The 20,889-nt window shown below is 68.0% G+C and carries 25 protein-coding genes; 7 read left to right on the top strand and 18 right to left on the bottom strand.

Annotation, left to right across the window (positions count from 1 at the left end; genetic code table 11):
- Positions 1-72 precede the first annotated feature (72 nt).
- Positions 73-1,155: a pseudouridine synthase gene (locus tag CDO87_RS07580; RefSeq protein WP_100928223.1), complete on the bottom strand. Its 1,083-nt coding sequence runs from the start codon at positions 1,153-1,155 to the stop codon at positions 73-75.
- 74 nt (positions 1,156-1,229) lie between these two features.
- Here CDO87_RS07580 and CDO87_RS07575 point away from each other — a divergent pair, with 74 nt between their 5' ends.
- Positions 1,230-1,679, top strand: coding sequence for a nucleoside deaminase (locus CDO87_RS07575; RefSeq protein ID WP_100928222.1), 450 nt, complete (start codon positions 1,230-1,232; stop codon positions 1,677-1,679).
- Positions 1,679-2,224 (top strand): pseudouridine synthase, encoded by a 546-nt coding sequence (locus CDO87_RS07570; RefSeq protein WP_100928221.1) that lies wholly within the window; start codon positions 1,679-1,681, stop codon positions 2,222-2,224. Before CDO87_RS07575 ends, CDO87_RS07570 begins: the two co-directional genes overlap by 1 nt.
- A 93-nt stretch (positions 2,225-2,317) precedes the next feature.
- Here CDO87_RS07570 and CDO87_RS07565 read toward each other — a convergent pair whose 3' ends face one another.
- The 5 genes from CDO87_RS07565 to clpS form a co-directional block, all read right to left on the bottom strand.
- The gene (locus tag CDO87_RS07565) at positions 2,318-2,785 is read right to left on the bottom strand and encodes an SRPBCC family protein (RefSeq protein ID WP_157814938.1); all 468 of its coding nucleotides are present in this window, start codon (positions 2,783-2,785) and stop codon (positions 2,318-2,320) included.
- A gap of 171 nt (positions 2,786-2,956) precedes the next feature.
- The gene (gene hemF / locus CDO87_RS07560) at positions 2,957-3,838 is read right to left on the bottom strand and encodes an oxygen-dependent coproporphyrinogen oxidase (protein ID WP_198521841.1); all 882 of its coding nucleotides are present in this window, start codon (positions 3,836-3,838) and stop codon (positions 2,957-2,959) included.
- A 100-nt stretch (positions 3,839-3,938) separates the two neighbouring features.
- Positions 3,939-4,736, bottom strand: coding sequence for an SDR family NAD(P)-dependent oxidoreductase (locus CDO87_RS07555; protein ID WP_100928218.1), 798 nt, complete (start codon positions 4,734-4,736; stop codon positions 3,939-3,941).
- Positions 4,737-4,762: 26 nt separating this feature from the next.
- The gene (locus tag CDO87_RS07550) at positions 4,763-5,770 is read right to left on the bottom strand and encodes a class I SAM-dependent methyltransferase (RefSeq protein ID WP_100928217.1); all 1,008 of its coding nucleotides are present in this window, start codon (positions 5,768-5,770) and stop codon (positions 4,763-4,765) included.
- A gap of 70 nt (positions 5,771-5,840) precedes the next feature.
- Positions 5,841-6,164 (bottom strand): ATP-dependent Clp protease adapter ClpS, encoded by a 324-nt coding sequence (gene clpS, locus CDO87_RS07545; protein WP_157136587.1) that lies wholly within the window; start codon positions 6,162-6,164, stop codon positions 5,841-5,843.
- A gap of 120 nt (positions 6,165-6,284) precedes the next feature.
- Between clpS and CDO87_RS07540 the strand changes: the two genes are divergently transcribed.
- Positions 6,285-6,983, top strand: coding sequence for an HAD family hydrolase (locus CDO87_RS07540; RefSeq protein ID WP_100928216.1), 699 nt, complete (start codon positions 6,285-6,287; stop codon positions 6,981-6,983).
- A 153-nt stretch (positions 6,984-7,136) separates the two neighbouring features.
- Here CDO87_RS07540 and CDO87_RS07535 read toward each other — a convergent pair whose 3' ends face one another.
- The 3 genes from CDO87_RS07535 to CDO87_RS07525 all read right to left on the bottom strand — a co-directional run bounded on the left by CDO87_RS07535 (position 7,137) and on the right by CDO87_RS07525 (position 9,134).
- Positions 7,137-8,204 (bottom strand): 5-(carboxyamino)imidazole ribonucleotide synthase, encoded by a 1,068-nt coding sequence (locus tag CDO87_RS07535; RefSeq protein ID WP_100928215.1) that lies wholly within the window; start codon positions 8,202-8,204, stop codon positions 7,137-7,139.
- Positions 8,205-8,344: 140 nt separating this feature from the next.
- A complete protein-coding gene (gene purE, locus CDO87_RS07530; protein WP_100928214.1) occupies positions 8,345-8,830 on the bottom strand; it encodes a 5-(carboxyamino)imidazole ribonucleotide mutase in 486 nt (161 codons plus the stop codon).
- Between the two features lie 79 nt (positions 8,831-8,909).
- Complete coding sequence (locus CDO87_RS07525) at positions 8,910-9,134, bottom strand: YdcH family protein (protein WP_100928213.1); 225 nt, start codon at positions 9,132-9,134, stop codon at positions 8,910-8,912.
- Between the two features lie 167 nt (positions 9,135-9,301).
- Between CDO87_RS07525 and CDO87_RS07520 the strand changes: the two genes are divergently transcribed.
- The 3 genes from CDO87_RS07520 (at position 9,302) to CDO87_RS07510 (ending at position 11,402) form a co-directional block, all read left to right on the top strand.
- Positions 9,302-9,712: an Hsp20 family protein gene (locus CDO87_RS07520; RefSeq protein WP_100928212.1), complete on the top strand. Its 411-nt coding sequence runs from the start codon at positions 9,302-9,304 to the stop codon at positions 9,710-9,712.
- Between the two features lie 4 nt (positions 9,713-9,716).
- On the top strand, positions 9,717-9,947 hold the full coding sequence (locus CDO87_RS07515) for a DUF1150 domain-containing protein (RefSeq protein WP_100928211.1): 231 nt from the start codon (positions 9,717-9,719) through the stop codon (positions 9,945-9,947).
- Between the two features lie 240 nt (positions 9,948-10,187).
- Complete coding sequence (locus CDO87_RS07510; protein WP_100928210.1) at positions 10,188-11,402, top strand: peptidoglycan-binding protein; 1,215 nt, start codon at positions 10,188-10,190, stop codon at positions 11,400-11,402.
- On the opposite strand, the gene CDO87_RS07505 is transcribed toward CDO87_RS07510, so the two are convergent.
- The 6 genes from CDO87_RS07505 to trxB form a co-directional block, all read right to left on the bottom strand.
- On the bottom strand, positions 11,390-12,139 hold the full coding sequence (locus tag CDO87_RS07505; protein ID WP_100928209.1) for a hypothetical protein: 750 nt from the start codon (positions 12,137-12,139) through the stop codon (positions 11,390-11,392). The two genes, CDO87_RS07510 and CDO87_RS07505, sit on opposite strands and share 13 nt — an antisense overlap.
- A gap of 7 nt (positions 12,140-12,146) precedes the next feature.
- The gene (locus CDO87_RS27490) at positions 12,147-13,412 is read right to left on the bottom strand and encodes an autotransporter domain-containing protein (RefSeq protein ID WP_100928208.1); all 1,266 of its coding nucleotides are present in this window, start codon (positions 13,410-13,412) and stop codon (positions 12,147-12,149) included.
- A gap of 236 nt (positions 13,413-13,648) precedes the next feature.
- The gene (locus tag CDO87_RS07495; RefSeq protein ID WP_100928207.1) at positions 13,649-15,727 is read right to left on the bottom strand and encodes a bifunctional sulfate adenylyltransferase/adenylylsulfate kinase; all 2,079 of its coding nucleotides are present in this window, start codon (positions 15,725-15,727) and stop codon (positions 13,649-13,651) included.
- Positions 15,728-15,872: 145 nt separating this feature from the next.
- Positions 15,873-16,424, bottom strand: a complete 552-nt coding sequence (locus CDO87_RS07490) for a VOC family protein (RefSeq protein WP_100928206.1) — start codon at positions 16,422-16,424, stop codon at positions 15,873-15,875.
- An 89-nt stretch (positions 16,425-16,513) separates the two neighbouring features.
- Positions 16,514-16,852, bottom strand: coding sequence for a ribonuclease E inhibitor RraB (locus CDO87_RS07485; RefSeq protein WP_100928205.1), 339 nt, complete (start codon positions 16,850-16,852; stop codon positions 16,514-16,516).
- Positions 16,852-17,865, bottom strand: a complete 1,014-nt coding sequence (gene trxB / locus CDO87_RS07480; RefSeq protein WP_100928204.1) for a thioredoxin-disulfide reductase — start codon at positions 17,863-17,865, stop codon at positions 16,852-16,854. Before trxB ends, CDO87_RS07485 begins: the two co-directional genes overlap by 1 nt.
- 171 nt (positions 17,866-18,036) lie before the next feature.
- On the opposite strand from trxB, the gene CDO87_RS07475 reads away from it, so the two are divergent.
- Positions 18,037-18,537, top strand: a complete 501-nt coding sequence (locus CDO87_RS07475) for an Lrp/AsnC family transcriptional regulator (RefSeq protein WP_100928203.1) — start codon at positions 18,037-18,039, stop codon at positions 18,535-18,537.
- Between the two features lie 108 nt (positions 18,538-18,645).
- Here CDO87_RS07475 and CDO87_RS07470 read toward each other — a convergent pair whose 3' ends face one another.
- The 3 genes from CDO87_RS07470 to pgeF all read right to left on the bottom strand — a co-directional run bounded on the left by CDO87_RS07470 (position 18,646) and on the right by pgeF (position 20,889).
- Positions 18,646-19,326: a Hint domain-containing protein gene (locus tag CDO87_RS07470; RefSeq protein WP_254698363.1), complete on the bottom strand. Its 681-nt coding sequence runs from the start codon at positions 19,324-19,326 to the stop codon at positions 18,646-18,648.
- A 500-nt stretch (positions 19,327-19,826) separates the two neighbouring features.
- A complete protein-coding gene (locus CDO87_RS26980; protein ID WP_198521840.1) occupies positions 19,827-19,970 on the bottom strand; it encodes a hypothetical protein in 144 nt (47 codons plus the stop codon).
- 163 nt (positions 19,971-20,133) lie between these two features.
- Positions 20,134-20,889, bottom strand: coding sequence for a peptidoglycan editing factor PgeF (pgeF, locus tag CDO87_RS07465; RefSeq protein ID WP_100928201.1), 756 nt, complete (start codon positions 20,887-20,889; stop codon positions 20,134-20,136).

The raw sequence follows: 20,889 nt of genomic DNA, 5'->3' as shown, positions 1-20,889 counted from the left end.
GTGCCGAATCCGGGCGAAAACGCGGCGCTGTCCGGGAAAAACCTTGAAATGGTGAACAGATCGTTAAGGCGTCTAGTCCCGGCGCGGCCTTGGCGACTTGGGTCCGCTGCCCGGGCGCGACGGCCCGGAGCGTGCAGGTTTGCCCTTCGACGGACCGGCCTTCGCATCTGCCCGGGTGCCCGGTTTGGCGCCCGATTTGGTGCCCGGTTTACCGGCGAATTTACCCGCGAATTTTCCGGCGGGCTTGCCTGCGGGTTTCGCCCCCGGCTTGCCAGCGTGCCGGGACGGACCGTCCGCGCTTGCAGAGGGCTTGCCGCCGCCGGAGCGTGCCGGCACGGGCTTTGCCCCGGTGGGGTCGGCCGCTTTGCGGGCGCGGGGCTGGAGGCGCGGCTTTGGCTTTGCCTCCGGATCGGGTTCGGCGTCCAGTCCGAGACCCAGCTGGTCGCGCAGGATCTTGCGGCGCACTTCCTGCACCTCGCCCGGCTTCATCTGGCCAAGCTGGAACGGCCCGTAGGAAATGCGGATCAGCCGGTTCACCGACAGACCGAGGTCGGCCATGGCGCGGCGGATCTCGCGGTTCTTGCCTTCGCGCAGGCCCACGGTCAGCCAAGCGTTGGCGCCCTGCTGGCGGTCGAGGCTGACGATCATCGGCTGGAAGGTCTGGCCGTCGACGGTCAGGCCGTCGCGCAGCGGTTGCAGCATCGAGTCGGTCGGGCGTCCGTTGATCCGCACCCGGTAGCGCCGCAGCCAGCCGGTGGAGGGCAGCTCCAGCCGCCGCTTCAGTCCGCCGTCGTTGGTCAGCAGCAAGAGGCCCTCGGAGTTGAGGTCGAGCCGGCCCACGGACATCACGCGCGGCAGGTCGTCGGGCAGGTCGTCGTAGATCGTCGGCCGCCCCTGTTCGTCCTTGGTGGTCGTCACAAGGCCGGTGGGCTTGTGGTACAGCCAGAGGCGCGCCTCCTCCGGCCCGTCGAGGGCCACGTCGTCGACGGTGACGCGGTCCTTGTCGGTGACATTCAGGGCCGGGCTGTCGATGACCGTGCCGTTCACCGCAACGCGGCCTTCGGCGATCATGCGCTCTGCCTCGCGGCGGCTGGCGCGGCCGGCGCGGGCGATGACCTTGGCGATTCGGTCTCCGGGAGGGGTCTTGTTGTCCATGGGGCCTCTTACCGTGTCGGCGGGGGCCGGGGGAAGCGGCTTTCCTGCCTCACGCCCGCGCGCTAAGGGGGGACATGGTCTTTCGTTCGCACATGGACGCGGCGCTGGCAGAGGCGCGCGCGGCGGCAACCCGGGGCGAGGTGCCCGTGGGCGCGGTCGTCGTGGCCCCTTCGGGCGAGGTGGTGGCCCGCGCGGGCAACCGCACGCGGGAGCTGTCGGACCCCACGGCCCATGCGGAGGTGCTGGCCCTGCGTGCGGCCTGCGCGGCGGCGGGGTCGGACCGGCTGCCGGGGCATGACCTCTACGTGACGCTGGAGCCCTGCCCGATGTGCGCGGCGGCGATCTCCTTCGCGCGGGTGGCGCGGCTGTATTACGGTGCGGCGGACCCGAAATCGGGCGGCGTGGCGCAGGGGCCGCGGGTCTTCTCGCACCCCCAGTGCCACCACGTGCCGGAGGTCTACGACGGGATCGGGGCAGAGGCGGCCTCGGCCCTGCTGACGGGTTTCTTCAGGGAGCGGCGGTGATGGCGCGGGTGATCCTGTTCAACAAGCCGATGGGCGTGCTGTCGCAGTTCACCGACAAGGGCAACGCGGACAGCCCGCGTTCGACCCTGTCGGAGTTCGTCGAGGTGAAGGGCGTCTACCCGGCAGGGCGGCTCGACCGCGATTCAGAGGGGCTCTTGGTGCTGACGGACGACGGGCGGCTGCAGGCGCGCATCGCCTCGCCGAAGTTCAAGCGCCCGAAGACCTACCTCGTGCAGGTGGAGGGCATGCCCACCGAGGACCAGATCCGGGCGCTGCGCGAGGGTGTGGAGCTGAACGACGGGCCGACCCGGCGGGCGGAGTGCGTGGCGATCGACCCGCCCGACCTCTGGCCGCGCAATCCGCCGGTGCGGTTCCGCAAGTCGGTGCCCGATGCGTGGCTGTCGCTGACGATCTCGGAAGGGCGCAACCGGCAGGTGCGGCGGATGACGGCGCATGTGGGCCTGCCCTGCCTCAGGCTGGTGCGCTGGTCGGTGGGCGACTGGTCGGTCGAAGGGCTCGCGCCGGGGGAGTGGCGGGACGCCTGAGCGGTGGTGCCGGGGCGTGTGGCCGGAGTGTCTGGCCGGAGTGTCTGGCCGGGGGCGGTGTCCCGCCGCCCGGCCGTCTGGTTCAGGGATGTTTCAGGCGGCGCGGTGCAGCGTCGGCTTCTTGCCCTCGCTGGCGGCCTTGAGATCGGCGAGCCCCTCGATCAGGACCGCCTTGGCGTGGCGTTTCGCCTGTTTCGGCAGGGCCATCGGCCAGGCGCCGCGGTAGGAGGCGGTGGCATGGACGTGGGTCGTCTTGCCGTGGTCCTCCAGCGTGATCAGGTGCCCCGCCGAGACGAAGAGCGCGGCGCTGGTCCAGCCGAGCTGGTGCTTCGGGTCGACCACCTGCAGGCGTGCGCGGACGGTCTGCCTGTTGGCGCGCATCTCGAAGGCGGTGCCGGGCACCAGCGGGATGTGGGCGCTGATCCACTCCACGTTTCTGAACCACGCGGGCCAGCTCGGGACGTCGGAAAGCACGGCCCATACGGCCGAAGCCGGTGCCTCGATAAGGATGTCCGCGCGGGCAGCAACCGGAGCGGACGCGTCGATGTCGTGATAGGTCAAGATAAGCCCCATGAGATGGGGCCGGGGCCACGGGGCGCGAACGATTGGCAGCGTTCGGAGGCGCCAGAATCTCCGGCCATGACCGGGAATTTCCCTTTGGTCACGGCGGGTGATTTATGATTTTGCAAGGTGTCTTGCAAGCCCCCTCAAAGGCGGGTGTTCACGAATGTTTCAGACCCATTTCGCGAACGGAGGAAGGCTCATCAGGACGGCATTCGCGTCGTGTCCGGTGGCCAGTCCGAACTTCGTCCCGCGGTCGTAGACGAGGTTGTATTCGGCATAAAGCCCGCGGTGCACGAGTTGCACGTCCTTGTCCGCATCGGTGAAGGGCTGGGTGCGGCGCTTTTCTATCAGCGGCAGGTAGGCGGGCAGGAAGGCGCGGCCGATGTCCTGCGTCAGGGCGAAGTCCGCCTCCCAGTCGCCGGAGTTGCGGTCGTCCATGAAGATGCCGCCGACGCCCCGCGCGCGCTTGCGGTGGGGGATGTAGAAATACTCGTCCGCCCAGGCCTTCAGCGCCGGGTAGTGCTCGGTCCCGTGAGGGTCGAGGTGGGCCTTCTGGGTGGCGTGGAAATGGGCGGTGTCCTCGTCGTACTCGATACACGGGTTTAGGTCCGAGCCGCCGCCGAACCACCATGCGCCGGGCGTCCAGAACATCCGGGTGTTCATGTGGACGGCAGGGCAGTGCGGGTTCTGCATGTGCGCCACCAGCGAGATGCCGGACGCCCAGAAGCGCGGGTCGTCGGCGATGCCCGGGACGCCGCGCGCCGCCATGGCCTGCTGCGCGGGCACGCCCAGGGTGCCGTAGACGGTGGAGACGTTGACGCCGACCTTCTCGAACACCCGCCCGCCGCGCATCACGCTCATCAGCCCGCCGCCCGCGTCGGAACCGTCGTCGGACTGGCGGCTGGTCCGGGTGACGTCGAACCGGCCGGCGTTGCCTTCGGCGAAGGGACCTGCGTCATGGCTGTCCTCGAGCGCCTCGAAGGCCGCGACGATCTGGTCGCGGAGGTTACGGAACCACGCGCTGGCGCGGTCTTTTTCGGCGGTCATCATGGCGGTGTCTCCTCGCATTCGGGCGGACATTAGCGGCGGGCCGGGGCAGGGGCAACGCGACGCGAGGGTGCCGGCGGTGCAGACAGCCGGGGGTCTGCGGTCAGTGCGCGGGCGCGGCCACCGGGTCCAGCAGGGTGCGCCCGCCGTCCACCGTCATGACCTGCCCGGTCATGAAGCCCGAGCCGTCGCTGGAGAGGAACTGCACCGCCTCGGCCAGCTCGCGCGGGGGCGCGATGCGGCCAAGGGGGGTGTGGTTCTCGATGTCGGAGCGGTAGTCGCGGTGTTCCTTCAGCGTGTCCTTCAGGCTGGCAGACATCACCGAGCCGAAGGCCAGAGCGTTCACCCGGATGCGGCTGGGCGCCAGCGCCACCGCCATCGAACGGGTCATCTGGTCCAGCGCGGCACAGGACACGGAATAGGCCAGAAGCTCCGGATGGGTGCGGCGGGCGGCAATCGACGACAGGTTGACGATGGCACCGACCTGACCTTCGGTCTGGCCCTCCGCCTGCTTGATCATCCGGCGCGCCACCAGCTGGCTCATCCGGTAGGCGGTCATCAGGTTCTGGTCGAGCAGCTTGTCGAGGGTGTTGTCCTCGAGGTCGAGCGGGTCGGTCGGCAGCATCTGCCGCGACCCGTTCACCAGGATGTCGACGCGGTCGTAGGCGTCCAGCGTCGCCGACAGCAGGTTGGCCAGCGTCAGCTTTTCCCGCAGGTCGCCCGCGAAGAACTTGATGCTGTCCTCGTCGCCCTTCTCGCATTCCTTGGCCAGCCGCACCTCGTCCATGTCGGCGAGCATGACGTTGGCGCCGTTGTTGGCGAAGTGCTTGGCGATGGCGAGCCCGACGCCGTTCGCGGCGCCGGTGACGATGGCGGTCTTGCCCTCGATGGAGAAACTCATGGTTCGCGCCTTTCCTCGTTCGGCGGTCAGCGCCGCGTCCGGATGACCCGGGCAGCGTGCAACAGTTTGAAGCGTGAGTCGCCCCCGATCTCGGCCACATCGCGGAAAAGCGCGGTGAGGGCGGTCTCGTAGGGGAGGTGACGGTTGGCGACCATCCAGAGCTGGCCATGCGGCGCAAGCGCCCGGGCGGCGGCCTCGATGAAGGCGCGGCCAAGCGCGGGATCGGCGCGGCGGCCGGCGTGGAACGGCGGGTTCATGACCACCGCGTCGAGCCTGCGGGGCGCGTGTGTGCCCGGCGGCTGCGGCGGGGTCCATGTGGTCGCGTCGGCCCAGTGGAAGACGGCGCGCGGGTCGGTGACGTTCAGGCGGGCGCAGTCGAGGGCGGTCTTCTCCGTCTCGACGAGGTGCAGGGTCTTCACGCCCGGGTGGCGCAGGATCTCGCGCGAGAGCCAGCCCCAGCCGGCGCCGAGGTCTGCCACGTCGCCCTTGAGCTGCGGCAGCGCCCCGGCGAGCGCGACGGAGGCCTCGTCCGGCGCATCGGCGGAAAAGACGCCCGGCGCAACCCAGTCGCCATGGGCGTTCTGCGCCTGCGCGGGGCGAACCCAGTCCGCCAGCGCCTCGCCCGGATGAAACCATGCGCAGCGCCCGTGCGCCTTGGACACCTGTCCGTCGAGCGTCACGCGCTGCTTCAGCGCCTTCAGGATCGCCTCCACCCCGTCGGTCTTGGCGCCGTCGACCACCACCATCTCGGCGTGCTGCGCAGCGAGGGCAAGCCGCGCCTCGGCGGCGTCGCGGGCGCGGGGGAGGGAGACGATGGCGGCGGCATAGCGGCCCTCGGGCGCGGTGGCGGTCGGCAGGCCGCGCGCGGCCCAGCCGTCATGCGCGGCGGCATCGGTCTGGATCACCGTCACGCGGGTCGTGTCCAGCATGTCGACGGGGGCATTGGCGGGCGCACCGATCAGGGCCAAGGGCCCGTCGTCCGGAAGGACGAGGCCGCCGGTCTCGATGGCGAAGCGGAGGCGTTCGGATGTCATGAGCGGAAAGACCGTTCCCTTGTCTCTGGCGGACAAGGCGTGTGCGGCCCCGTCCCGTGAAACCGGGGGCCTATTCCTTTTCCATGGTGCACTGCAAGGGGTGCTGGTGGCGGCGGGCGAAATCCATGACCTGCCCGACCTTGGTTTCCGCGATCTCGTGACTGAAGACGCCGACCACGGCGACCCCCTTCTTGTGCACGGTCAGCATGACCTCGAACGCCTGCGCGTGGGTCATGCCGAAGAACCGTTCGAGAACGTGCACGACGAATTCCATCGGCGTATAGTCGTCGTTCAGCAGCAGGACCTTGTAGAGCGGAGGGCGCTTGGTCTTCGGCTTCGTCTTGGTGACGACGCCGGTTTCACCCTGACCATCATCCGGCTCGTCTGCGGCCATCGTCCACTTCTGCGGGGCGTCTGTCATATGTGCCTGTCGCGCTTTGCGTTCCGGTATACGGCCACTTTATATAGCCGCGAGGCCCCCGGCGAAAAGGGGGGCACGGAGGATGAATACAAAATGGCGCAAAATCTGCTAACAATCGGTTTCGACGCGGACGACACGCTGTGGCACAACGAGCGGTTCTTCGTGGGCACGCAGGAGAAATTCGCCGACCTGCTCAAGGATCATGCAGAGCGCGCGCACCTCGAGGAGCGGCTGGTCGCGGCGGAGCGGCGCAACATCGGCCATTACGGATTCGGCGTGAAGGGGTTCACCCTGTCGATGATCGAGACCGCGATCGAGGTCACCGACGGCCGCGTGCCCGCCTCCGTCATCGGCGAACTGCTGGAGGCCGGGCGCGAGATGCTGGCCCATCCCGTCGAACTTCTGCCCCATGCCGAGGAGGCGGTGCACGCCCTGGCGCCGGGCCACCGGCTGGTGCTGATCACCAAGGGCGACCTCCTGCACCAGGAGCGCAAGCTGGCGGCCTCGGGCCTCGGCGATCTGTTCGACGCGGTGGAGATCGTGTCGGACAAGCGGCCTGCCACCTACGCGCGGATCTTCGGGGCGATGCCGGGTGGGGCGGAGGCGGCGATGATGGTCGGCAACTCGATGAAGTCCGACGTGGTGCCCGCCATCGCAGCCGGGGCCTGGGGCGTCCATGTGCCGCATGACCTCGCCTGGGCGCTGGAACACGCCGAAGCACCCGACGCTGCGCGCTTCCGCGAGATCGCGGATCTGTCGGGCCTGCCGGAACTGGTGAGGGAGATCGGCTGAAACACCGGTCCGGGAACCGCCCGTCCAAAGAAACGCCCGGCCGCTCCGGAAAGGTTCGGGCCCCCTTCATCTTGGCCGAAATACCTTGGGGGTCCGGGGGTGAAACCCCCGGCGGGTCGCTGCCGGAGGCAGCGAAACCCGGCTACCGGAGGCTCAGCCCTTCACCAACCGGTTGACGTGACCCATCTTGCGGCCCGGCTTCACCTCCGCCTTGCCGTAGAGGTGCAGCGCCACCGCCGGGTCGGCCATCAGCCCGGGCAGGCGGTCCATGTCGTCGCCGATCAGGTTCTCCATCACGATGTCGGAGTGACGCTCGCCGTTGGCCAGCGGCCAGCCCGCCACGGCGCGCATGTGCTGTTCGAACTGGTCGACGAGGCAGCCGTTCTGCGTCCAGTGGCCGGAGTTGTGCACCCGCGGTGCGATCTCGTTCACGATCAGGCCCTTGGGCGTCACGAACAGCTCGACCCCCATCACGCCGACGTAATCGAGCGCGTTGAGGATGCGGCCGGCCAGCAGCACGGCATCGGTCATGAGGCGCGAGGGGACCTCGGCGGGGACGGTTGTGGTGCGCAGGATGCCGCCCTCGTGCACGTTCTCGCCCGGATCGAAGGCCGAGACCTGGCCGTCCTGGCTGCGGGCGGCGATCACCGAGATCTCCTTCGAGAAGTCCACGAAGCCCTCGAGGATCGCCGGGGCGCCGTTCATGTCGGCCAGCGCCTCTGCGGCGTCGTCCGCGCTCTTCAGCCGGGCCTGCCCCTTGCCGTCGTAGCCGAAGCGCCGGGTCTTGAGGATCGCGGGAGCGCCGATGGTTTCCAGCGCCGCGTCGAGCGCCGCCGCATCGGGCACGTCGGCAAAGGGGGCGGTGGCGAGGCCCAGGCCGGTGAGGAAGGTCTTTTCGGTCAGCCGGTCCTGGCTGACGCGGAGCGCCTCGCGGTTGGGGTGGATGGGCTTCAGGCTTTCCAGCAGGTCGAGCGCCGAGGTCGGGATGTTCTCGAACTCGTAGGTGATGACGTCGACGCTTTCGGCGAAACGGCGCAGGGCGTCCTCATCCCCGTAGGAGGCCTGCAGGTGGTAGTTTGCCACGTGCGAGGCCGGGCAGTCGCCGCCGGGTTCGAAGATCACCGTCTTGAAGCCGAGGCGCGAGGCCGCGACCGAGAGCATGCGGCCAAGCTGGCCGCCGCCGAGAATGCCGATGGTGGCGCCGGTGGGGAGAGGGGACATGGCTGATCTCCGTGTTTTCGGCTGTCTGGCGCGGGATGGCCGGCGTTGCAAGCGGGGGCTCTGCCCCCGTCACCTGCGGTGACTCCCCCGCGGTATTTTTGCCAAGATGAAGGGCGGGCGCGGGACCTTCGCGGACCGGGTCAGTCGCGGACGGGTTCCTCGGGGATGGAGGCGGCGAGGGCCGTGCGCCAGTCGTCGAGGCGGCGGGCGAGGTGGGGGTCGGTGTTGGCGAGGATGGCCGCGGCCATCAGGCCCGCGTTCTTCGCGCCCGCGCCGCCGATCGCCATGGTGGCGACGGGGAAGCCGCGCGGCATCTGCAGGATGGAATAGAGCGAATCGACGCCTGAGAGCGCCTTGGTCTCGACCGGGACGCCGATCACCGGCACGCGGGTCTTCGACGCCATCATGCCGGGCAGGTGGGCCGCGCCGCCGGCGCCCGCGATGATGACCTTCAGCCCGCGCTCGGCCGCGGTCTTGCCGTACTCCCACAGCCGGTCCGGGGTGCGGTGCGCGGAGACGATCCTGATCTCGTGCGGGACGCCGAGTTCGTCGAGCACCTCGGCGGCCTCCTTCATGGTGGGCCAGTCCGATTGGCTGCCCATGATGATGCCGATCTCGATTGTCATGCCGCTGCCCCTGATCCTGTGCGGGAAAGCCTCTTTATAGGGGGCCGGGCGCCGGGTGCAACGGGCGCCGCGGCCTTCCTCAGGCGATGATGTCGGGGGTCAGCCGGTCCTCGATCAGCGCGATACGGTCCTTGAGAAGAAGCTTCTTCTTCTTCAGGCGCTGCAGCGTGATCTGGTCGGCGGTGCCGGTGGTCTGCAGCGCACGGATGGATTCGTCCAGGTCGCGGTGTTCCCTGCGAAAGACCTCGAGTTCGACGCGCAGGACCTCGTCGTTCTTCATGGAGATGTCCGTTGGGGCGTTCATCTGCCGACTCCTGAAAGCTCCGTGAAACATCAACATAGCGAAGAGAAGGCTCTGCGCAAAGACCCTTGCGCGGTCCATCGGCTGTTCCCATATTCCGGGTGTGCGGGTTGCCGACAGGGACACGCGCGAAACGGTCGCTTGTATCAAGGACTGAAAGGAATGCGTCCATGAGCAAACTCACACTGGGGTCCTACCCGCACATGCTGGGGTTCGAGCAGCTGGAACGGCTGCTGGAGAGGACCGCGAAGACGTCGGAAGGCTATCCGCCGTTCAACATAGAACAGACGTCCGAACACTCTTTCCGTATCACGCTGGCTGTCGCGGGTTTCCGCGAGGAGGACCTCTCGATCACGGTCGAGGACCGGCAACTGGTGATCCGCGGACGGTCGCGCGACGACTCGGCCGAGCGCATTTTCCTGCACCGCGGCATTGCCGCGCGGCAGTTTCAGCGCAGTTTCGTATTGGCGGACGGCGTCGAGGTGGGTGAAGCGGTGATGGAAAACGGGCTGTTGCACGTCGACCTGACGCAGAACCAGCCGGAGACCGTGGTTCAGACGATCAAGATCAGGAAGGGGTAACTGGATGCATACCAAGTACGACATTTCCAAGCTGATGGACGAAGGCCGGACGGTCTACGTGCGTCCCGTGCAGCGCGACGAGCTGCCGGAAGAGATGCAGGACCAGATGGACGGCCGCGACACGATCTATGCCGTGCACCGTGCCGATGGCGAGCGTCTGGCGCTTGTGAAGAACCGGAGCCTGGCCTTCGCGCTGGCCCGTCAGAACGACCTGGCACCGGTGACGGTCCACTGAGACCTGCCGGCGGGCGCCCCTGTGGCGCCCGGCCCGGTGTCCCCGCGCGGCGCGCCGTTGTCCGGTGCGCCCGAAGCGGGCGATGGCCCGATGTCCCGGGCGCTTTCCTTCCCACAGCCGAGAACCGCTTGCCCTGCCGGATGACCCCGGTGGCTAACCCCGCTTTGATTTGACAGGTCGGGGCACATGCGCTTGGCTCGTCCGGCGTGCCCGCGGGTGCGTTCTGTTCAGAGAGGTGCCATGCGCTTCGTCGCAGCGATCCTTTTCCTGTTGTGCGGCCTGTCCGGCCCGGTCCTTGCGGGCGACGCGCATGTCGCCTGCGTGCAGAACCAGCTTTCCGCGCTGGGGCAGGATCCGGGGCCGGTGGACGGCCAGTCGGGCCCGCGCACAAGGGCCGCCGTGGCGGCGCTGGTGTCGGAGAGCGCGCCCGAGGCGCGGGAGGCCTACGGGCGGCTGCCGGAGTTCTCGCGCCGGGCGGCCGTCGGCTGGTGCCGCGAGATCGGTCGCTTTCACCTCGATGCCCTGCCGTTCATGCCGTCCTACAGGATGCCCGAGGTGCATGTCTCCGACGAGGTCAGCCCGCAGATGCGCCGCGCCCTGCTGGCGGCGCATGCGCAGGCGCGCACCTACATGGCGGAGCAGTACGGCGTGCGGCTGGCCAGCCGGGTGCAGATCGCCGCCGCCGTCACCCCGGAGGCCTTCCGCGAGCTGGTGCGCACGACGGAGGAGGGGCAGCAGATCCCCGGCACCACCTTGCGCGCCTCCGCCGAGCGGAACTGCCTTGGCACGCGGGGGCTGGGCGGCAGCATGTACCGCGACGTGATGACCTTCTGCGGGCTGGCGATGGGGGTGGAGGATGCCGCGCAGCTCCGGCTGGCGCGGGACACGCTGACCTCGGTCATGGTGCATGAGTACGTCCACCACATGCAGCGCGAGATGGCCTACGACAAGGTGGAGCGCTGGGTGCGCAAGGGCGAGACGGTGCGCCGCCGCCTTGGGCCTGCCTGGATGGTGGAGGGCACGGCGGAGGTGCTGGAGTCGCGCTACTGGACCCGGGACGCGCATGTGGCGGGGGATGCGCTGTTCCTGCTGAGGGCGCGGGCCGTCGCGGCGCAGAAGTCGCTGGCCAGCGTGCGCACCGATGACGAGGTGCGGACCGCCGGGGCCTACGCGGTGTCGCACTATGCCGCTGCCCTTCTGGCCGGGCGTTTCGGCGACCAGAGCCTGATCGGCTTCTGGCGCGCCGTGGGCGAGACCGACAACTGGTACGAGGCCTTTGCGCAGGTCTATGGCATGAGCGTGGAGGAGTTCGAGGCGCTCTATGCAGGGATGCTGGAGAGCCGGGCATACGGGCTGGAGTTCGTGCAGGACATCGACATCGACGGCGACGGGCTGATCGCGGGGCAGGAGACGCTGCCGCCGGCCGCGGAGACAGCGCAGGTTCAGAGCAACTGAGACGGCCAGATGCCGTAGCGGTCGTTGAGCCACAAGGCCGTGGCCGCGTTGGCGGTGGCGCGGTCGGGCAGGTCCTGCGCGGATTGCAGCGCGGCGGGCCGGTCGAGCGGCGTGCAGAGCGTGCGGGCGGCGGGGACGGCGTGGAACGGGATACCGCGCTGCGCGAGGTGACCCGAAAACCAGATGTCGTCCACCGGCCACGCCACCTCCGGGATATCGAAAACCTCGGGCCCGAACATGCCGGGGGTGATGCTGAGGCCGGAGAACCCCTGCGCGATGTCGGTGGCGGGCGGGGCGCAGCCCCGGCGTTTCAGCCGGGTGACGGACCAGCCCGCGCCGGTGGTGGCGATGCGGCCGGTGCCCGCCTCTTGGAGCGCGCTTAGCCAGCCGTCGCCGTAGAGCGTGTCGTCGTCGCAGGCGGTGATGCGCGCGTGGGGGCAGGCGGCCAGCGCACCCAGCAGTTTCAGCGCCGGGCCGGGGTCGGTTTCGGACCACAGGAGGGTCACGCCCCCGGGCAGCGGCGGCGCCTCTGTCGGGCCGGGGAAGCGGCGGAAGGTGCGGGGCAGGGCGAGCACCACGGCATCGGCGCCTTGTGCTGTCAGCGTCTCAAGCACCGGGCCGAGCGTTGCGAAGCGCGGCGGGATCGACGTGAGGGAGATGACGCTGCGCGCCGCCTTCAGGTCTTCGGGAAAGGAAAGGGCGAGGGACGTGGCCCCCGCCCCGCTGAATGTCGGCAAGGGGGCCTCAGAAGTTGAAGTTGTAGTTCATCCGCAATTCGACATCGCGGGTGTCCTCGAAGATCTGGCCGCCGTTCAGGTCCATCGACAGCGATCCGCTGCCGGTGTGGTAGGTAAACCCGGTGCCGAGCCGCGGCGTGTTGTGCGTCGTCCGCCGGTTCACCCCGTCGTCGTAGCGGTTGAAGTCGGCGCCGATGCTGACGTAGGGCCGGAGCGGGGCGCCCTGGCCGAAGATCGCCTTTGTCCCGATGGAGCCGGTGAGCGCGCTGACGGTGCGCGACGACAGGGCGCCGGCAGAGGGATGATCCTCCGAGAAGCCGGAGACGCCGAGGAAGCTCTCGATCTCCGTGTTGCCCCACATGTAGTTTGCGTTGGCGGTCAGGCCCGCGGCGCGGCGCTCGGCCTCGTAGGAGGTGCCGCCGACCTCGTAATCGGGCCTCGCGAAAAGCGCGTAGCCGGTGACCTCGTAGGTGTCGGAGAGGCGGGTCTTGAAGTAGGGGCCGAAGGACAGCGCGTCCGTTTCCACGTCGATGCCCGCAACGTCCAGGTCGGCGCGGCCGGAGGACAGGAACAGGCCGAGCCGGGTGCCTGCGGCCACCTCCATATCCGCGCCGAGGGTGAATTCGAAGGACCGCCCGTCGATGTCGCCGCTGTAGTTGCGGCCCTGGAGCGAGGCCCAGGCCTGCAGCGGGGAGGACGGGCCGCCGCCGGACAGGAACAGCCCTTGGGTCGAGAGGTTCGGCCCGGTGCCGGTGATGGCGTTGTTGATCGCGTTGCCCACGGCGGCGGTCGATCCGGCCGCCGCGACGGTGGCGCCCGCGCCCTGCGCCGCCGCGGGAAGTCCGCCCCCGGTGGCGGCGCCGCTGTTCGCCGTGGTCCCGGTTCCGGTGCCCGCCCCGGTGGTCGCGGCGGTGCAGGAATAGGTGGCGGTGCCGGACTTGCCGGTGCCCGGCCCGCTCTGTCCGGTGGCGAGGAAGTAGTAGCTGTCGGTCGCGGGGGCGGTGTAGGTGTAGCCGTTGCAGGAGGCGACGGAGTTGCACAGCACCTTTCCGTTCACCTCGATCTTGAAGAACTGGAAGTCGCCCGCGGCGGCGAAGGTCGCGTCCTCGCCGCTTTGCAGGTCGCCGGGGAACCCGTAGGATTGCGAGCCGCCGTAATTGTAGTCGACGGAGAAGAATTCGTTGTTGCAGCCGGCAAGGGCCGCCCCCGCGTTCATGGCACCGATGGAGAGGAAGGCGGCAGCACAGGCGGATGTTCGACGCAGAAGTCTCATGCTGATCCCCGGAACACGTGCGAACCGGCGCTGCCGGTGAGCGGCAAGGCTTGAGAAAGAATATCCCTCCGGGCGGTAAATGCAACGTAAACGCATATCCGGTTTGCGCCCTGTGCATGGTTCTCCGCGATTTGTGATGCTGGGGCGCGGGGTGTTCTGCCCCGTCGGGCCAAGGCGGACATGAAAAAGGCCGGGGACATGCCCCGGCCTTTCGCGTTCGGTCTGGATGGGGCGGATCAGGAACCCGCGATCAGGCCCATCGATTCCAGCTTCAGGATGACCTGATGCGCGCAGTTGTCGACTTCGACATTCTCGGTCTCGACGCGCAGTTCGGGGTTCTGCGGCTCTTCGTACGGGTCGGAGATGCCGGTGAACTCCTTGATCTTGCCTTCGCGTGCCAGCTTGTAGAGGCCCTTGCGGTCACGCTTTTCGCATTCCTCGATCGTGGTCGCGACGTGCACTTCGCAGAAGGCGCCGTATTCCTCGATCATCTCGCGCACGGCGCGGCGGGTCGCGGTGTAGGGCGCGATGGGCGCGCAGATCGCGATGCCGCCGTTCTTGGTGATCTCGGACGCGACGTAGCCGATCCGCTTGATGTTGATGTCGCGGTGCTCTTTCGAGAAGCCCAGCTCGGACGACAGGTGCTTGCGGACGACGTCGCCGTCGAGCAGCGTCACAGGGCGGCCGCCCATTTCCATCAGCTTGACCATGAGCGCGTTGGCGATGGTCGACTTGCCGGAGCCGGAGAAGCCGGTGAAGAACACGGTGAAGCCCTGCTTGGAGCGCGGCGGCTTGGTGCGGCGCAGTTCCTTCACGACCTCGGGGAAGGAGAACCATTCCGGGATCTCGAGGCCCTCGGCCAGACGGCGGCGCAGTTCGGTGCCGGAGATGTTGAGGATGGTGACGTTGTCCTTGTCCTCGATCTCGTCCGCGGGTTCGTACTGGGCGCGTTCCTGCACGTAGACCATGTGCTTGAAGTCGACCATTTCACAGCCGATTTCCGCCTGATGCTCGCGGAAGAGTTCCTGCGCGTCGTAGGGACCGTAGAAATCGTCGCCGGCAGAGTTCTTGCCCGGGCCCGCGTGGTCGCGGCCGACGATCATGTGCGTGCAGCCGTGGTTCTTGCGGATCAGGCCGTGCCAGACGGCTTCGCGCGGACCGGCCATGCGCATGGCGAGGTTCAGAAGCGACATGGTGGTGGTGGAGGCTGGGTACTTGTCCAGCACCGCCTCGTAGCAGCGCACGCGGGTGAAGTGGTCCACGTCGCCCGGCTTCGTCAGGCCGACGACCGGGTGGATCAGCAGGTTGGCCTGCGCTTCCTTCGCGGCGCGGAAGGTCAGTTCCTGGTGCGCGCGGTGCAGCGGGTTGCGGGTCTGGAACGCGACGATCTTGCGCCAGCCGAGCTTGCGGAAGTAGGCGCGCAGCTCGTTCGGGGTGTCGCGGCGGGCGCGGAAGTCGTAGTGCACCGGCTGCTGGATGCCGGTGACGGGGCCGCCGAGGTAGACCTTGCCTGCGGAGTTGTGCAGGTAGTTCACCGCCGGGTGGGCGAGGTCGTCGGCGCCAAAGACCTTCTCGGCCTCTTTCGACTTGTTCGGGATGTACTTGTCGGTGACCGTCATGGTGGCGAGGATCACGCCTTCCTGGTCACGCAGCGCGATGTCCTGGCCTTCCTCGATCTTGGCGGCGAAGTCCTCGGACACGTCCAGCGTGATCGGCATCGGCCAGAGCTGGCCGTCGGCCAGGCGCATGTTCTCGACGACGCCGTTGTAGTCGTCTTCGCCCAGGAAGCCCTTAAGCGGGTAGAAGCCGCCGTTCATCAGCAGCTCGAGGTCGCAGATCTGGCGGGGGGTCAGATCGTGCGAGGTCAGCTCGCCGGCTTCGATCTTCAGCTTCTGGGCGCTGTCGTAGGAGACGTACAGCTCCGGGATGGGCGCAAGATTGGATTGCATCAGTTTGCTCCTGTATTTGAGGGGGACGAGGTCGCTGGCAGAGCCCGTGAGCTCGGCATGGAGCGCCGCGTATTCGGTGAATTTCCGTGCAAGGAAGGCGTCGATCAGCCGGTTCTTGACTGCCGTTCCTTCGGGTGTCAGCGCATAGGCGAAGCGCTGGCGCCGATCCGGCCCGGGCCGGTTGCTGACCACGATCAGGCCCGCGTTCTGCGCCGCCCTGAGCTGCGTGTTGAGCGTGCCGAGAGATATTCCCAGCGCTTCCGCCGTGGCCCGCTGCGAGGCCTCGGGTGCCTTTTCAAGCTGACGCAGCAGGCGGAAGAGCTGATCGTCTTCCCGAAGCGTCGAAGAGGCAGAAAGCGAAGTCATGAAACCGGCGACTCAAAGTGTGTTCAGTGCTGAACGCATCGCATCATTTCGCACCTGCAGCAAACCCCAAAATCCGGGTTAGGAGAAATTTCGCCCATCCGCGCGGATCGCCGTGGCCGATAGGTCACGATCCGCTGCCGCGGCGTCACTTTTTGTCGCGACCCGGCAGTTTTCTCATCGCCTGCTGCATCCCGTCGCCCGGCCAGTCCGGGTGTTCTCGGGCGGCGTCCTTCCATGCGGCGCGGAACCGGCGGACCATGCCAAGGCCCGGCATCATCGGGATGTGGGCCAGTTCCCAGTGAAAGCCGTTGATCGGATCGTCGAAGAAGACACCGTAGTAGCCGGGCGCGTAGATCGCATATTCGGCGGGCGCCTCCGTCACGGGGATGTCGTTCGCCAAAAGGAAATCGCGGTGAAAGGCGTCGACCTCGCGCCGGTTGCGGGCCCAGAGCGCGATGTGGTGCAGGCCCGTGGCGCGGGCGGCGTGATCCAGCTTGCCGCCCGATCGCGCGGGCTGGATGCCGATGTAGGAATGCGGGGCGGGGAACCGCGCCATGTAATAGGTGGAGCGGTAGCCCACATCCATCGTCCAGAAGCTCTTGTAGCCGAGCCAGCCGAACAGCCGGTCGTAGAAGGCCACGGAGGTGTCGTAGTCGAGGACGGAAAGTTCGATGTGATTGATGCCGCGCCAGCGCATGTGCTGTCTCCGTTTTCCGGTCCCGCCTTGCGGGGCGTGATTAACCGGGGCGGATGACGTTCATGCGACAGCGCGGCACGCGCGCGCCGTCAGTCTTCGCCGTCGCCCATGAGGCCCCAGCCATCGGGGGCAAAGCCGTGGTCCAGCGCGAGGCGGGTGGCCACTTCCTCGCCCAGCCAGATGCCGTCGGCCGAGATGATCTGGTCGGGCAGGGTGGCCACGAGGTAGCGGCCTTCCTCGTCGTCCTCCACCCAGTCGCAGTCGAAGCCTTCCTTCGAGAGGGCATCGGCCAGCGGGCGCCAGTCGGCCTCGCCCTCGGGGACGAGGAAATAGTCCACGTCGGCGAATTCGGGCAGGCCCGGGCCGTCGCGCAGTTCGGCATAGGTGGCCCGGGTCTCGGCCCGCTGGGCGGCGAAGTCGTGGTCCATCAGTGTCCCGCTTCGACGGGCACGCCGTAGCCCAGCGGCTCGACCGTGTCCTTGCCGTCGTCGAGGTCCTGTTCGGACAGCCAGCGCTCGGCCTCGAGCGCGGCCATGCAGCCCATCCCGGCCGAGGTCACTGCCTGCCGGTACTTGTGGTCGGTCAGGTCGCCCGCGGCGAAGACGCCAGGGATCGAGGTCTCGGTGCTGTCGGGCTTCGTCTTCACGTAGCCGCCCATGTGGGTTTCCAGCACGTCCTTCACCAGTTCGGAGGCGGGCGCGTGGCCGATGGCGACGAAGACGCCGGCGCAGGGGATCTCGGAAATCTCGCCGGTCTTGACGTTCTTCACCTTCACGCCGGTGACGCCCTTGGGCATGTCGGTGCCCATGACTTCCTCGAGCTGGTGGAACCAGAGCGGGTGGATCTTCGGGTTCTTCAGCAGGCGGTCCTGCAGGATCTTCTCGGCACGCAGCTCGTCGCGGCGGTGGATCAGCGTGACCTTGGAGGCGAAGTTGGTCAGGAACAGCGCCTCTTCGACCGCGGTGTTGCCGCCGCCGATCACCACGATTTCCTGCCCGCGGTAGAAGAAGCCGTCACAGGTCGCGCAGGCCGAGACGCCGAAGCCCTTGAAGGCCTCCTCGGAGGGCATGCCCAGCCACTTGGCGCGGGCGCCGGTGGCGAGGATGATGCTGTCGGCGGTGTAGGTCGTGCCGCTGTCGCCATGCGCCACGAAGGGGCGGACGTCGAAGTCGATCTTCGTGATGATGTCGCCGATGATCTCGGTGCCCATGGCGCGCGCATGCGCTTCCATGTTGACCATCAGATCGGGGCCCTGGATCTCGGTGTTGCCGGGCCAGTTCTCCACCTCGGTGGTGGTGGTCAGCTGGCCGCCGGGTTCCAGCCCCTGCACGAGGATCGGCTCCAGCATGGCGCGGGAGGCATAGACACCTGCGGTGTATCCGGCCGGGCCGGAACCGATGATCAGGACCTTGGTGTGGCGGGTTTGGGACGTCTCTGCCATGGGGCCGCTCCATACGTTCGGGATGGGCCTTGCATATAGTCACCGGGACCACAGGTGCAATGCGTCAGGATTGAGCGAACATGGGATAAGAATATTGCGCTTTTGCGAAATATTATTGCGCGCAGTCCGGGGGCTGGTATAACAAACGCGAAAATTGGCAGGGGGAGAGGCATGCCGACGCATCGGCTAGATCCTATTGATCGCAAGATTCTGTCCGAACTGCAAACGGATGGGCGCATGACGAACGTGGAACTCGCGCGGCGGGTGGGCATTTCCGCGCCGCCCTGCCTGCGCAGGGTGCGGGTTCTGGAAGAGCAGGGCTATATCCAGGGCTACCACGCGGACGTGGACGCCCGGGCGCTCGGGTTCGAGGTGCAGGTGTTCGTCATGGTCGGGCTGCAGAGCCAGGCGGAGTCCGACCTGTCGGCCTTCGAGGCGCGGTGCCGCGGCTGGCCGCTGGTGCGGGAGTGCCACATGCTGAACGGCGAGGTGGACTTCATCCTGAAGTGCGTGGCGCCCGACCTGTCGACCTTCCAGAGTTTCCTGACCGGCGACCTGCTGACGGCGCCGAACGTGGCCAGCGTGAAGACCTCGCTGGTGATCCGCGGCGCAAAGGACGAGCCCGGCGTGCCGTTCGACGTGCTGGAAGAGCGGCTGAGCCGCACCGCCTGACACATGCTGCGCAGGGTGGCGCGAAGCCCCACCCTACAATCTGTCGCGACGGGTCGTAGGGCGGGGCTATGCGCCGCCTGCCTCCCCCGGTCGGGCCGGGTGCGGTCGTCAGGCGTCGATCAGGCCCTCGATGACCTCGCGGGAGGTGCGCGTGGCGCAGGTCTCGCCGAAGTCGCCCAGCGTTTCGAAGTTCGGGAACATCGACATGAACAGCTCGCGCGTCTTTGCGCCGAGCTGCTGGCTGGCGGAATTGCCGGGGTGGAACGTCTCCACCTCCACGCCGCCGACCTTGAGCGTCGTGTGGCGCCGCACCATCAGGTGATACAGCTGCACCGTGCCGGCGGGGCTGATCTGCAGGAAGCGGTCGCCGTCGGTGTATTCCTCCACCCGGGCGAGCACGGCGGCCTGTCCCAGCAGCGCCTTCAGCCGCGCGTGGCGCACGACCATGCGGGCCGCCGGCCCGAAGAGCAGGTCCATCGGCGGGCTGCCGAGACCCATGGCATCCGCGGTCACGCGGGTCAGGTGGGTGAGCGATGTGTCCTCTGTCGCGCGTCCGGGCACGTAGGTCGTGGAGCCGATCCAGGTGACGGGTTCGGAGCCGAGCGCGGTCTGGATGTAGTCGCCGGGCACCAGGTCCTCGATCGCGACCGGGCCGCGCACGGTGTCGATCAGCGTGCCGCGCGCGAAGGCCGAGGCGCATTCCTCGAAGAAGGGCGTCGCCGGGGCGACGTGCTGGGTGAAATCGACGGTCAGGTCCGGCCGCAGGGTGGCGACCTCGAACTTGCGCATGAGAGAACTTGCACGCCGAGGCCGCCCGTCCGTGTGAGCGTCACGGGCCGGAGAAATGGAAGCAGTGCCTGCGTAGGCTGCGGGAGAAAACCCGCGGTGGAGACTGGACATGTGAGCACCCCTTAAAAAGGTCGGTCACAACCGTGCTGGCCCCCACCAACAACGACAGAAGGACGTATGATTTCGCGTCTTCGCTGATGATGAATTAGCCCCAATTCTTCCCGGAGGTCAAAATTGGAGAGGCGCACCCGGGTGTTGCGTCTTCAATCCTCGGGGCGAGGCGGGGATTGTCGGTGGGGGGTGAACGGTTTTGCCACAGTTCGCCCCGCGCGGCCCCGAATCGTCCTCGGTTTCGCCGCTGCAGTTCCTTGGGTGTGGAGCGTGCCGCGCGACGGTGCCCCGGGGGGGGAAACGGAAAAGGCGGGGAAATCCCCGCCCTGTTCCGGCCTGTCATCCGGTCTTCGGTCCGGGCCGGAAGGGCCCGTGTCGGTCAGATGCGCTCAGGCGCGCTTCAGGACCTGCGCCGCCGGTTTGCGGTTCGCGATCATCGCGGCGCGGGGCGCGCCACGCTCCCAGGGCATACGGGTGCTTTCGTTCGCCCTGGCGGTTTCGATGATCGACTTGATGAAGCGACGCTGTTTCATGATCCCGGCTCTTCTCTCTGACTGCTCTGTCGGGCGGCTTGTCCGCCTGTTCTCTGCCCCCGAATGTCGCGGTCAAATGGGGCGGACTTGTGACCGAGTTGGGATAATATCGCGAACCCGGGCGGCATTGTTTCCGAACGGTGCCGCCGACGGTTGGCCGCGATCAGAGCCGGATGGCCGAGATCAACCGGCCGTAGTCCGCCTCACCCGCGTGGGTCGCGCGGCGGTAGGAATAGAACCGGTCCGGGTCGGCGTAGGTGCAGTGGCGGGTCCATTCTGCCTCTACCCCTGCACTGCGCAGGCGGTGCAGCCCGTAGGCGGGCAGGTCGAACAGCATCCGGTCGCCGGTGCCGCTGGCGAAGAAGCGGGTGTTGGCCGGGTCCTCGGCCATGAAGTCGTCGAGGAATTCCGGCCCGACCTCGTAGGCGCCCTGGCTTATCGAAGGCCCGATGACGGCCTGGATGCTGTCACGCTCGGCGCCCAGTGCCTCCATCGCCTCGATCGTCGCTTCCAGCACGCCCCCCAGCGCCCCGCGCCAGCCCGCGTGGGCGGCGGCGATCACGCCGTTGTCGGCATCGGCGAAGAGCACCGGCTGGCAGTCGGCGGTCAGCACGGCGAGGGCGATCCCCTCGGTCGCGGTGACCAGCGCGTCGGCCTTGGGGCGCGGCTCGTCCAGCGGTCCGTCGACGGTCACCGCATCGGCGGAATGCACCTGGTGCACGGTCACAAGCGCGCCGGGCTCCACGCCCAGGGCGTCGGCGACGCGGGCGCGGTTGATCGACACCATCTCCGACTGGTCGGAGGAGCCGGGGCCGCAGTTCAGCCCCGAGAAGATGCCCGAGGACGCCCCGCCCCTTCGGGTGAAGAAGCCGTGGCGGAAGGGTGAAAGGTTGTCGGCGGTGATGATCTCGAGCGTCAT

Source organism: Sagittula sp. P11 (assembly GCF_002814095.1).
In the GTDB taxonomy this organism is placed as follows: Bacteria; Pseudomonadota; Alphaproteobacteria; order Rhodobacterales; family Rhodobacteraceae; genus Sagittula.
The sequence above is the reverse complement of the archived record's forward strand: the minus strand, read 5'-3'. Positions and strand labels throughout refer to the sequence as shown.

What these genes read in the sequence shown, in the direction of transcription:
- CDO87_RS07550 (WP_100928217.1), bottom strand. Translation starts at nt 5,770, where the DNA reads ATGACATCCGAACGCCTCCGCTTCGCCATCGAGACCGGCGGCCTCGTC.
- CDO87_RS07510 (WP_100928210.1), top strand. Translation starts at nt 10,188, where the DNA reads ATGCGCTTCGTCGCAGCGATCCTTTTCCTGTTGTGCGGCCTGTCCGGC.
- CDO87_RS07485 (WP_100928205.1), bottom strand. Translation starts at nt 16,852, where the DNA reads ATGGACCACGACTTCGCCGCCCAGCGGGCCGAGACCCGGGCCACCTAT.
- CDO87_RS26980 (WP_198521840.1), bottom strand. Translation starts at nt 19,970, where the DNA reads ATGAAACAGCGTCGCTTCATCAAGTCGATCATCGAAACCGCCAGGGCG.
- CDO87_RS07525 (WP_100928213.1), bottom strand. Translation starts at nt 9,134, where the DNA reads ATGAACGCCCCAACGGACATCTCCATGAAGAACGACGAGGTCCTGCGC.
- CDO87_RS27490 (WP_100928208.1), bottom strand. Translation starts at nt 13,412, where the DNA reads ATGAGACTTCTGCGTCGAACATCCGCCTGTGCTGCCGCCTTCCTCTCC.
- hemF (WP_198521841.1), bottom strand. Translation starts at nt 3,838, where the DNA reads ATGATGACCGCCGAAAAAGACCGCGCCAGCGCGTGGTTCCGTAACCTC.
- CDO87_RS07575 (WP_100928222.1), top strand. Translation starts at nt 1,230, where the DNA reads ATGGTCTTTCGTTCGCACATGGACGCGGCGCTGGCAGAGGCGCGCGCG.
- CDO87_RS07470 (WP_254698363.1), bottom strand. Translation starts at nt 19,326, where the DNA reads ATGCGCAAGTTCGAGGTCGCCACCCTGCGGCCGGACCTGACCGTCGAT.
- CDO87_RS07535 (WP_100928215.1), bottom strand. Translation starts at nt 8,204, where the DNA reads ATGTCCCCTCTCCCCACCGGCGCCACCATCGGCATTCTCGGCGGCGGC.
- CDO87_RS07580 (WP_100928223.1), bottom strand. Translation starts at nt 1,155, where the DNA reads ATGGACAACAAGACCCCTCCCGGAGACCGAATCGCCAAGGTCATCGCC.
- CDO87_RS07520 (WP_100928212.1), top strand. Translation starts at nt 9,302, where the DNA reads ATGAGCAAACTCACACTGGGGTCCTACCCGCACATGCTGGGGTTCGAG.
- CDO87_RS07475 (WP_100928203.1), top strand. Translation starts at nt 18,037, where the DNA reads ATGCCGACGCATCGGCTAGATCCTATTGATCGCAAGATTCTGTCCGAA.
- CDO87_RS07490 (WP_100928206.1), bottom strand. Translation starts at nt 16,424, where the DNA reads ATGCGCTGGCGCGGCATCAATCACATCGAACTTTCCGTCCTCGACTAC.
- purE (WP_100928214.1), bottom strand. Translation starts at nt 8,830, where the DNA reads ATGACAATCGAGATCGGCATCATCATGGGCAGCCAATCGGACTGGCCC.
- trxB (WP_100928204.1), bottom strand. Translation starts at nt 17,865, where the DNA reads ATGGCAGAGACGTCCCAAACCCGCCACACCAAGGTCCTGATCATCGGT.
- CDO87_RS07540 (WP_100928216.1), top strand. Translation starts at nt 6,285, where the DNA reads ATGGCGCAAAATCTGCTAACAATCGGTTTCGACGCGGACGACACGCTG.
- CDO87_RS07515 (WP_100928211.1), top strand. Translation starts at nt 9,717, where the DNA reads ATGCATACCAAGTACGACATTTCCAAGCTGATGGACGAAGGCCGGACG.
- CDO87_RS07495 (WP_100928207.1), bottom strand. Translation starts at nt 15,727, where the DNA reads ATGACTTCGCTTTCTGCCTCTTCGACGCTTCGGGAAGACGATCAGCTC.
- CDO87_RS07570 (WP_100928221.1), top strand. Translation starts at nt 1,679, where the DNA reads ATGGCGCGGGTGATCCTGTTCAACAAGCCGATGGGCGTGCTGTCGCAG.
- clpS (WP_157136587.1), bottom strand. Translation starts at nt 6,164, where the DNA reads ATGGCCGCAGACGAGCCGGATGATGGTCAGGGTGAAACCGGCGTCGTC.
- pgeF (WP_100928201.1), bottom strand. Translation starts at nt 20,889, where the DNA reads ATGACGCTCGAGATCATCACCGCCGACAACCTTTCACCCTTCCGCCAC.
- CDO87_RS07555 (WP_100928218.1), bottom strand. Translation starts at nt 4,736, where the DNA reads ATGAGTTTCTCCATCGAGGGCAAGACCGCCATCGTCACCGGCGCCGCG.